9 protein-coding genes are annotated in these 10,071 nt (G+C 50.4%); 6 read left to right on the top strand and 3 right to left on the bottom strand.

The window, feature by feature from the left end:
- The first annotated feature begins 417 nt into the window (after window positions 1–417).
- Window positions 418–558, top strand: a complete 141-nt coding sequence (locus LKK83_RS22850; RefSeq protein WP_324633688.1) for a hypothetical protein — start codon at window positions 418–420, stop codon at window positions 556–558.
- Window positions 559–599: 41 nt separating this feature from the next.
- Here LKK83_RS22850 and LKK83_RS22855 read toward each other — a convergent pair whose 3' ends face one another.
- The gene (locus LKK83_RS22855; protein ID WP_324633697.1) at window positions 600–2,408 is read right to left on the bottom strand and encodes an FAD-dependent oxidoreductase; all 1,809 of its coding nucleotides are present in this window, start codon (window positions 2,406–2,408) and stop codon (window positions 600–602) included.
- 234 nt (window positions 2,409–2,642) lie between these two features.
- Between LKK83_RS22855 and LKK83_RS22860 the strand changes: the two genes are divergently transcribed.
- From LKK83_RS22860 to LKK83_RS22880, 5 genes are all read left to right on the top strand, one after another.
- Window positions 2,643–3,362 carry a Uma2 family endonuclease gene (locus LKK83_RS22860; protein WP_324633690.1) on the top strand — a complete coding sequence of 240 codons (720 nt, stop codon included), beginning with the start codon at window positions 2,643–2,645 and terminating at the stop codon, window positions 3,360–3,362.
- Window positions 3,363–3,459: 97 nt separating this feature from the next.
- The gene (locus tag LKK83_RS22865; RefSeq protein ID WP_324633691.1) at window positions 3,460–3,690 is read left to right on the top strand and encodes a DUF2281 domain-containing protein; all 231 of its coding nucleotides are present in this window, start codon (window positions 3,460–3,462) and stop codon (window positions 3,688–3,690) included.
- Window positions 3,687–4,073 carry a type II toxin-antitoxin system VapC family toxin gene (locus LKK83_RS22870; protein ID WP_324633692.1) on the top strand — a complete coding sequence of 129 codons (387 nt, stop codon included), beginning with the start codon at window positions 3,687–3,689 and terminating at the stop codon, window positions 4,071–4,073. Before LKK83_RS22865 ends, LKK83_RS22870 begins: the two co-directional genes overlap by 4 nt.
- Before the next feature lie 533 nt (window positions 4,074–4,606).
- The gene (locus LKK83_RS22875) at window positions 4,607–6,238 is read left to right on the top strand and encodes a phospholipase D-like domain-containing protein (protein WP_324633693.1); all 1,632 of its coding nucleotides are present in this window, start codon (window positions 4,607–4,609) and stop codon (window positions 6,236–6,238) included.
- A 142-nt stretch (window positions 6,239–6,380) separates the two neighbouring features.
- A complete protein-coding gene (locus LKK83_RS22880) occupies window positions 6,381–7,442 on the top strand; it encodes a zinc-dependent dehydrogenase (protein ID WP_324633694.1) in 1,062 nt (353 codons plus the stop codon).
- A 94-nt stretch (window positions 7,443–7,536) separates the two neighbouring features.
- On the opposite strand, the gene LKK83_RS22885 is transcribed toward LKK83_RS22880, so the two are convergent.
- Both LKK83_RS22885 and LKK83_RS22895 read right to left on the bottom strand, forming a co-directional pair.
- Window positions 7,537–8,295 (bottom strand): DUF6816 family protein, encoded by a 759-nt coding sequence (locus tag LKK83_RS22885; RefSeq protein ID WP_442957357.1) that lies wholly within the window; start codon window positions 8,293–8,295, stop codon window positions 7,537–7,539.
- Between the two features lie 354 nt (window positions 8,296–8,649).
- On the bottom strand, window positions 8,650–9,627 hold the full coding sequence (locus tag LKK83_RS22895) for an L-histidine N(alpha)-methyltransferase (protein ID WP_324633696.1): 978 nt from the start codon (window positions 9,625–9,627) through the stop codon (window positions 8,650–8,652).
- Window positions 9,628–10,071: the final 444 nt, after the last annotated feature.

The raw sequence follows: 10,071 nt of genomic DNA on the forward strand, positions 1-10,071 counted from the left end.
GTCTTCTGGTCAGGTGAGCTTGGGAAAATAAAGTCTTACCAAGCCCCTCCCTTTAGGGATGGGGTTCCTGACTGTTGACTCGTGCTGGGTCTTGTTAATTGTAATGAGGGACACCTGGGTGCCACCGAACTAGGGTATCGATCCCCAGACAATTTAACACAGCACGACACTACTACCGTTTGTGCCTTCTCCACCCAGAGTACCCAGTCTTTCAAGACTTTTGACAGCCTCTAAAACTTTCAACTCCCTGGTGGATCCACCTAGGTTGGAAGTGCGTGCCCATCCCCGTTCGCGAATCGCGGTAACAATTTATCTTTTTATAGATTTTGCTAATATTATATCCTGGGAAAATAATCTTGGCAAGACATATTCCGGAAAATTTCAACGGTTTGGGGCGAGTGTGATGGCGATCGCCCGGTGGTTCTAGCAGACGAACCGGATGTAGCGCCACAAGGGAGCGATCGCCCCCTTGGCGGTTGCCCCAAAACTGAAGCGCCACAGCAGGCGATCGCTCCACCGGATCCAAGCCAAAGCGGCAACGCCTTGCATCTGAGCTAGCAATTTCCCCTGCTTTGCTGCAACAGATTCTCAGCAAACCCTTACTTCGGGGTCTGGCACTCCATCCAGTCTACCCGAATCCAATTCCCAGAGCGATTCAGACCACCTCGCAGGGTTAAGCAATCTCCTTCCACCGCCTTTTCTAATTGTTGGTTCACCGTGGGTTGCACAGTCACTAGGGTCCAAACTTGACTGGCCATTTCTGGGGGATAACTCAGGGCGATCGCGTACTCGCCGTCTCCCTGACGCCGCAAACTCCCCCCAAATCGGTCATTTGTCACTGGTCCAGAGTCCTTGGTCCGTGGAGGAAGTGGAAGGATTCGATTGCTCCCAGGGCGATCGCCGGTCACCGGATAAGCCCCGGGATTTTCCAAATACTCCCATTGCCCCTCCAGCCACTCGGGGTCATCCGGCGTCAGATTAAACAGCGGAACCACCGCCGCCGGGGCCACCGGATCTTGCAATAACGCCGCTTGCAGCACCGGGACGGGCAAATCCCGGGGCTGACAACCCCTTTCCACACACAGCGCAGCAGCCATTCCCGCCGCTTGAGCGATTCCCATCACCACCGGTTGCAACCGCGTCGCACCATTGGCAATATGAGACACCGAAATATTTTTTTCGCAGACTAACAGCCCATCCACCTCTCGCGGCACCAAACAGCCATAAGGAATCGTAAACGGGGTCCCCGTCCAGCGTCCGCCCCAGCGAATTGACTTCGGTTCGAGCTCAAACGCAGTGGAAAACTTGTCATTACAAGGGTAATGATGGTCATTCGCATAATTGCCAAACGCCACTGCATCGCAAATTCCTTCAGCATTCACCGACAACCGCGCCACCCGTCCCCCACTTACGGGTAAAATATCCCATTCCGTTACCGTCTTCACTCCTTGCAGGCGACGACTTTCGCGAAAATAAGGATGTAAGGCAAAAGCACTGTTTGAATGGGGAAACATATCCGCCGCCAAACCGTAGCGCCGCCCAAATTCCGTCTGAATAAAACGGGCAAAACTTTGCGAATGCCATTGAGCTTCTTGCAGAAATTGCAACCGTGCGGTTTCCGAGTCCACCAGTCGCCCCACTCCTTCGCCGTAGTCATTGCCGGCGATCGGCCAATTCAGCGTTAAGCGATCGCCCGGTAATCTGCAGTAATTGAGAAAGCTTTCCGGTCCATACTTCTCCCAAGCGCCCACAAATTGCTGCGGATTGTCCCCCGGAGGCGCGGGAATTTCCGGCGCAACCGCACCTTCACCATAATCCTGCATCACCACCACCCAAGTGGGAGACTGCACCGGATAGGTTTTGGTGAACTCCGTGGGCTGACAAGGGGCACTCGGTTCGTTCCACTCCGCTTGCAATTCCCACCCCCAGCGAAACGGAACCTCCCCTAGGGCCAGTAAATCTCCCAACTCCGTCCCATCGAGAACCACCTGTGCCCGCACGATAAAGTCCGGAAAGCGCACCCCAACGATGGCATCGCCCTCCCGCAACACCGCCACCGGCACCTGTCGCGCAATCCACTGCAAATTCGGCAACTCCTTCACCCAATTCGCAAAAATTTCCGCCCCCACGCGCGGCTCAAACGTAAAAAAACTCACCCAACCATTATCGAGACCGCCGATTTGTCGCCGTTCCAATTCTCGCAGAAATGCTCCCCACAAGCCGGTTTGAAATGCCGCCAGTTCGTTGCCATCCGGCGCAGATACCCCCGCCGAAGTCAGCATCCCCCCCAACCAGGGAAATTCACTCACAATAATCGTTTTCGCTCCTCGTCTCGCCGCTTGAATCGCCGCCGCCGTTCCACCCGTACCCCCACCGACAATTACAATATCCGCTTGCAGTTCTTTCATCACCATTTAACAGTAATCTGCCTCAAATAAAAAGATAAAAATTATGTTTTAATGCCTTTTACACTCGGTTACAGCATCGAGCATTAGACCGCCTATGGCGAGGCGATTACTCCCAAAAAATCAATCTAAAAACTAAATTTTACCTTCCTTATAAATCAGTCATAACTAACAAAACTATGGAACTAAACGAGTCAAATTGCTATGATCGGAAAAACAATATGGAGGTTAGGGGTCATGTCAGATTCCCCCATTGTATTTTCAGACCAGCCAGATATCGCATTACCTCCCACTCAAGACGAACTTCCCAGCGATGATGGGGTGCCAATGGAAACACTGCGATACAAATTGCAAATGGATTTGCTGGTTGACCCACTGTGGACCTGGTTGCAAGACCGGGATGCGTTTGTGGGAGGGAATATGTTTGTTTACTATAGCACCGCTCAAGTGCGCGATCGCGATTTTAAAGGGCCAGATGTGTTTGTGGTTCTCGACGTTCCCCGAGGCGAACGCAAAAGTTGGGTGCTGTGGGAGGAAGGGAAAGCACCAGATGTGGTCATCGAACTGCTATCCCAAAGTACCGCACAACGGGACAAAACCGAGAAAAAGCAGATTTATCAAAATTGCCTGCGGGTGACGGAGTATTTTTGGTACGACCCGTTTAATCCCGATGACTGGGCTGGTTTTGTGTTGCAACGCGGCACTTACACCCCCTTGCAACTCGACGATTCCGGACGTTTGGTAAGTCAGGAATTGGGCTTAAGCCTCTTGCGCTGGTCCGGTCAGTACAAAGATGCAAACGCGGTGTGGTTGCGATGGGCAACTTTAAACGGTGAATTATTGCCTACGGAAGGGGAGTTAGCAGCGCAAGCGCGACAGCGTGCTGAATCAGAGCGACAGCGTGCCGATCGCTTGGCAGAACGGTTGCGGGCAATGGGCGTAGAGCTTGACGAATGAGGTAAAATATGGTAATTGCGCTTTGGGGAGGAGGGCGATCTCAATGCTATCCTAACACTCAAATCGCCGATTTCAACCACTATTTGTAGAGGTCAATATGTCTTTTCCAACTCGAGAAGAAATCATGCAAGCTGCGATGGAGAAATTGCAACAACTCCCTTATCGCCAACAGCAGGAAGCACTAGACTACCTGGAGTTTTTAGCCCAGAAATATGGCGCGAAAAAATCCACCAAGCCTCGCATTGCGGGATTACATAAAGGTATGGGATGGATTAGCGATGATTTCAACGATCCGATTCCGCCCGAATACTGGAGCGAGAAATCATGAGAGTTCTGTTAGATACCCACACCTTTATTTGGTGGAGTCTCACCCCAGAAAAGCTCTCAACCTCCGCTAGTAGCTTGTTAGCGGACCCCAACACTGAATTAATCTTAAGTGTCGCCAGTGTATGGGAAATGCAAATCAAACTACAACTGGGAAAATTGAATCTGAGTTTGCCCTTGCGCGAACTGATTGAAAACCAACAGCAGACTAATAATTTAGAACTGCTACCCATTGACGTGAGTCATGTATGGGTGCTGGAGAATTTGCCCAGGCCCCACAAGGATCCGTTTGACCGGATTATTATTGCCCAGGCGACGGTAGAGCAGATATCCATTCTGAGTGTGGATGCGGTATTTGATGAATATCCCATCAATCGAGTTTGGTAATCAAACGGGCTGGTTTTTTTAATAGTTGCCCCGGTTTGTTGCCACTGTTGTTTGTCATTTCGGGTGAATTAAAGAACGATGTTATTGTATAAAATGCTTTCTGCTTTTTTAGGGTGACTTTTTTGATGGGTGGATTCTGCGATCGCTTGTTTGCGGCTGGGGTGGTACCTGCTGACGAACCAGCATTTCTGATAGCAGAGATTGTTGCTCATCACGGGTGAGAGTGTTTTAGCGAGATGTTGAGATTGGGGGATATCGATGAAAATCCTATCCTGTTAGGGTACCTGCCAGTTATTTGACCGAGTGACCCGCGATCGCAGGGGGTAGAGACGCGATTAATCGCGTCTCTACGGGGAGGATTACCCGCCAATCTGCAACCCGAAGTCTGCATCGCCGACAGAAAGTGACCCTGCGCCCCCACTGACCCTCGCTACGCTTGTCCAGAGTAACAGTCCTTGCTATAATTGCCAATATCCCAATTGGGACTTGCAAATCGTTGAATTGCCATAAATTTCCGCTTGGAGATAACAGCTATGTTGGTGGTGCGTCGTTATTTCTGGATACTGATTGTTCTGGGAATCCTGCTGGCGTTTTTAATTAGCCAGAAAAGCCCGTTGAGGGTGGAAAGAATCGCCCGCGATCGCCTTCCCCCATTACCGCAACATCCGCAAATCCAAGCGTACTTTAACCACAACCCCGCGAACCACTACACCGAACCTTACCGCAACATTGCCCGCAACGGCGATAACCTGGAACAACTTCTAATTGACAACATCCAAAACGCCCAACACTCGGTTGACATCGCCATTCAAGAACTGCGACTCCCGAAACTTGCGCGGGCGATCGCCGAACGTTACCAAGCCGGTGTTTCCGTGCGAGTTATCCTCGAACATGACTATAACCGTCCCTGGAGTGATTATAGCCCTCAAGAAGTGCGCCTGCTGGACGATCGCCAACGCGCCCGCTACGAAGAAGGAGTGCGTCTCATCGACAGCGACGCTTCGGGGGTGATGAGTGCGACAGAAATCGCCCAAAACGATGCACTGGTGATTCTCCGCAACGCCCAAGTTCCCGTAATCGACGACACCGCCGACGGTTCTAAAGGAAGTGGTTTAATGCACCATAAATTTGTGCTAATCGACGACGAGACCCTCATCACCGGTTCGGCGAACTTCACCCTTTCCGGAATGTATGGCGATTTGAATCAACCCGAGAGTCGCGGAAACCCCAACCACCTCCTCCGCATCCAAAACCGTCAACTCGCCCGGTTGTTTCGGGAAGAATTCAACCTCATGTGGGGGGATGGGGTTGGCGGAAAGCCCGATAGTCGCTTTGGTTTAAGCAAACCCTCTCGCCCGCTACAAGATATCCGGTTAGGCGATGCGCGGATTTCGGTCAAGTTTTCCCCCACTTCTCCCACCCTTCCCTGGGAACAGAGTACCAATAGCACAATTGCCAGCGCCCTCGATCGCGCGAGAAACAGCGTGGATTTAGCCCTTTTTGTCTTTTCCGAGCAAGCGATCGCCGATCGCCTGAGTACACGTGAGAAGCCGGGTGTAAAAGTGCGCGCTTTGATTGACAGCGGTTTTGCCTTTCGTTACTACTCCGAGGGCTTAGATATGTTAGGGGTCGCCCTCGCCGACAATCAATGTCGCTATGAAGTGGATAACCAACCGTGGGAACCGCCCATTTCCACCGTGGGAGTTCCGCGACTTCTCCCCGGGGATATCTTACATCACAAGTTTGGCTTAGTGGACGATCGCCTGATTATCACGGGGTCGCACAACTGGTCAAATGTGGCCAATGTCGGGAATGATGAAACCTTGCTTATCATCGAAAATCCGATTGTCTCCGCACACTTTCGCCGGGAATTCGATCGCCTCTACGCCACCGCTGAACTGGGTCTTCCCCCGCACATCGCGCAAAAGATTCGCCAACAAGAAGCGCAATGTGCTAAAATAATTCATCGCAGCAGCGAACTGCCGGAAGTTGTAAATCTGAATACGGCGACTTTAGAACAGTTAGAAACCCTACCCAGAGTAGGTGAGGTGTTGGGAGAACGGATTATTGAGGCGCGTCCCTTTGATTCGGTGGAGGATGTGACCCGAGTGAAAGGAATTGGCGAAAAAACGGTGGAACAATGGGGCGATCGCGTGAAGTTTTAAGCCCAAAATAACCGACTATGTGCAGAGAAATCCTCTGTATTTTCCTTTTCTCGCCATCCAGTTTGGTAAAATACATGGCAGATTGCGATCGCCTTATGGCGCGATCGCAAACATCAACTATCCGGGAGTGGCATAAACCAACATGAAAGCGCAAGTTTTTAGAGGCGTCAACCAACTCAGTTACGAAGACATCTCCATCCCCGAAATCGGTGCTGATGAAGTATTGGTGCAGGTGCGAGTTGTGGGATTGTGTCAGTCTGACATCAAAAAAATTCGCTATCCGCTCTACGAACCACCGCGAATTTTCGGACATGAAACCGCCGGGGTTATTTCTGCGATCGGCGAAGCGGTTACCGATTGGCAAGTAGGACAGCGGGTGGTGGTGATGCACCACATTCCCTGCATGCGCTGCGCCTACTGCTTGAACGAAAATTTCTCCATGTGCGACACTTATAAACGCATCACCACCACCGCCGGATTCGTCCCCAGTGGCGGGGGATTTGCCGAATATGTGAAAGTGCCGGGACATATCGTCAGGAATGGGGGATTGATTCCGATTCCCGATTCCGTCACTTTTGAGCAAGCGAGTTTTGTAGAACCCACCAACTGCTGCTTAAAAGCGGTGAAAAAGGCGAAGGTAGAACCGGGACAAACCGTGTTGATTACCGGCGCAGGACCGATTGGGTTGATGTTCGCAATGCTGGTGAAGTATTTCGGCGCGCGGGCGATCGCCACTGACTTGATACCCGCCCGCATCGAGAAAGCGTTAAACGTAGGCGCAGAAGCTGCTTTTGACGCCCGCGATCCGGATTTATCAGCAAAAATTAAGGCGCTTACTGGGGGGATGGGGGTGGATATCTGCCTGCTAGCCGTTCCCAGCGAGAAAGCATTTTTTCAAGGGCTAGACTGCACCCGAAAAGGGGGGAAAATACTCTTTTTTGCCGAGTTTCCCGATGAAGTCGAAATTCCGATTAATCCCAATATTTTATATCGGCGCGAACTGGATTTAATGGGGAGTTATAGTTCGTCCTATCGGTTGCAGGCATTAGCCGCCGATATTGTGTTTAATCGCAGAATAGATGTGGATAAACTGGTGAGCGATCGCTATCCCCTCAAAGAGTTAACCGCTGCAGTAGAACGCGCCGTTCAACCGACTCCAGAAACTTACAAAATTTTGCTCTACCCAGAGAACGGTAAAGAGTAGAAACCGGGTTTGCAGACCCATTGAGAGGCGAGGAATAAATTAGGAAAAAGGGGGGCGATCGCATCTGTCCCTCTTTTCCCTAACTTTCGATAACTTATTCTTCTTGTTCCACCGGGGAAAGTTCTAATTTATACTCATAAAGCGCCACTGGTTTGCCCCCCGCTTCAAAGTAATCTGGGTCTTGGGGAGATAAATAAATGGCGGTGACTTGATTGCCTTCGATCGCGTTGAGAGGGGGCTGAACTCGCTGGTATTCGGTAGTGGTTTCCACTTCGTTGAAGTAAATTTGCGGTTCTTTGCGAAACACCTGCTGGGTGATTTCTGTGGCCACAAATTCATCGGGGGAGGGCATTTCGCTGCCTCGGGCGGTGACGATGGAAACCAGTTGGCGATCGCCGCGCAGTTGGGTAATTTGGCGGTTGGGATTGGTGGGATCGACTTTGACCGAGAGGACTTTGCGATCGCCCAAATATGCCTTAGCGATATTCAAGCCATTAAATTCGCGATCGGCTACCACTGGGGCTTTTTGCGCCGATACCAATCCTTGTTGCGCCTGCATTGGGACGAGGAGTTTTCCGGGCGACTGTTCCTCGGCGAAACGCACTTGAAAGGAAATGGGTTTCTCCAAATAGCGCTTATTTTTTTCAAACCCCGGGGTGAGAATATCGGGAGCCAAAGGAGCCACCTGAGTTTTCAAGGTGCTGGTTACTTCCCAAGTGCCTTCCATCCAGTCGGGATAGACTAAATCGCCCTGGACCAATTGCACTGGGGGTTTGCTTTGCCAGTCGGGAAATCGTTCTAAGCGATCGCTGAGCGGTCCGGCGATCGCACCGGTTGTCCCCCACAGCACCATTACCAGAATTAGGCCAATCCACCCGACAATCCACCTTACTTGAGAGACAGAGCGCAATAGCTGGCTTAAGTGATGTTTGAGCATTTTTCCCCTAAAAAAGAATCGCGACCCATCCTCCGATCCCCCCATTGTATCCGGCAAGGCATTGAGTTGAAAACTTTTTTCCTAAACTCAAGCAGTATCGAGTCATTGCAACCCGTTATGACAAGCGCGATCGCGAACGTTCTCAGTGGGATTTGCGTAACTGCATCAGTGATTTGGCCGATCTCAATTTTAGCTTATTTAGCACTGACGCCGATCGGAGTATGAAGCACTATCTGTAGGATGGGCAACTCGTTGCCCACCCTACTACGACTACGACTTTTGAAAAAGATGAGCAGCCATCCGATTGGAACTATCAAAGAAAACATCAATGGGTTGATATCCTGCCGAACCGATAAGTTTTTTAAACACCTCCACTGGGTATTTGAATGAACTCAACGTATGAAATTTTTGTCCTTCTTCAATCTCTACAATGTGTCCATTGAGGTGGATTTTTTGGGGTTGGGTTGCACTCAGAACGTGTTTGAGGTCGTAAGTAGTCGGTTCCCATTCTGGCTGATAACGAAATGCCTCAGGTATCATCCCCGGTGTATCCACATCACGATGCAGCCGAAACATGATGTTCTCCATCATAAGCGCCATTCCTTTGTTATGGTAAGCCTTCATCAAGGAGACTTCATCTTGATTAGCATCGTGAACGATAAGCAGATAATGGTTTTCCCGGGCTAGTTTCCCGATCTGAGAGATAAAACTCGGGACTTCCTCTTGCCTCATATTGGCAATGGTGCTGCCTTTAAAAAAAATCACTTGCTTTTCTGCGTCGGGTAGACTGTCGAGTTTAGTAAAGTCTTGCTGAGTACCCCGCACCGAAAGATGAGGCAGTTCAGAACGAATGACTTTAAGACCTTTGTCCAAAAAGTCTTGGGAAATGTCAATGCCCACATACCCGCTTAAGTTCGGACAAACGCGGAGCAAAGGTAAGGTTTTCAGGCGCAAACTTTGTTCGCTGCCTGGGCCTAATTCAATAAAAGTGGCGTTAGACCCGATAAGAGAGGCAATCAGATGTCCTTTGTTCTGGAAAAGTTCGGCTTCATATTTGTACAGGTAATATTCCTCCTCATTTTCAAGCATTTCGTTATATAAAATTCCCCCTCGAACCGGGTCAGTGGCATCTCGAGGAGTTCCGTAGAGGTATGGCCACAAATTGCCACTAACTTGACCGAGAAAAAATTCTATCGCATCTTTTTCGAGTTGATTAATAACTTTTTTGTCCCCAGTTTCGTTTGTCACAATTGTCCTCCAAGAAGATTGAGTAGACCGTACCGAATATCAACAGGTAGAACCTTACCGAGCGAAATCACCATCCACTCGACTCTATCGGGAAAGGATAAACGGATTCCCTATCCATCCGGTGCTGCGTCAGTGAGAGACAGCAAAATGCCCCAGACCACATCACTAGCCACAAGGAAGTGGTGGTTAAGCAAGCAATCTGACACCCATTGCCCTACCCTTTCGGGAAGTTAATTTCCCTCTAGGGATCCGGCAACGCTTACGGGGACTCGTTTAATCCTTACGTTGAGCAGTAAGATTCTGTCGCAACATAGCAGTGACGTACTCCCGACGCCGACCACTTAGGCGGTACGGCGCGGGCTTCTGGGCCCAGACCTTTGAGATCTGGGTTTCGCGTTTTTGAGTGAGGCGACCCCTCGGATATGATGGGGTATCATATCCTCG

Origin of the sequence: Phormidium sp. CCY1219 (assembly GCF_035615515.1) — a bacterium.
Classification (GTDB): domain Bacteria; phylum Cyanobacteriota; class Cyanobacteriia; order Cyanobacteriales; family Laspinemataceae; genus CCY1219.

Coding starts and splice junctions, on each gene's coding strand:
- LKK83_RS22860 (WP_324633690.1), top strand. CDS start 2,643: ATGTCAGATTCCCCCATTGTATTTTCAGACCAGCCAGATATCGCATTA.
- LKK83_RS22855 (WP_324633697.1), bottom strand. CDS start 2,408: ATGAAAGAACTGCAAGCGGATATTGTAATTGTCGGTGGGGGTACGGGT.
- LKK83_RS22885 (WP_442957357.1), bottom strand. CDS start 8,295: ATGGTGCTGTGGGGGACAACCGGTGCGATCGCCGGACCGCTCAGCGAT.
- LKK83_RS22875 (WP_324633693.1), top strand. CDS start 4,607: ATGTTGGTGGTGCGTCGTTATTTCTGGATACTGATTGTTCTGGGAATC.
- LKK83_RS22880 (WP_324633694.1), top strand. CDS start 6,381: ATGAAAGCGCAAGTTTTTAGAGGCGTCAACCAACTCAGTTACGAAGAC.
- LKK83_RS22865 (WP_324633691.1), top strand. CDS start 3,460: ATGTCTTTTCCAACTCGAGAAGAAATCATGCAAGCTGCGATGGAGAAA.
- LKK83_RS22870 (WP_324633692.1), top strand. CDS start 3,687: ATGAGAGTTCTGTTAGATACCCACACCTTTATTTGGTGGAGTCTCACC.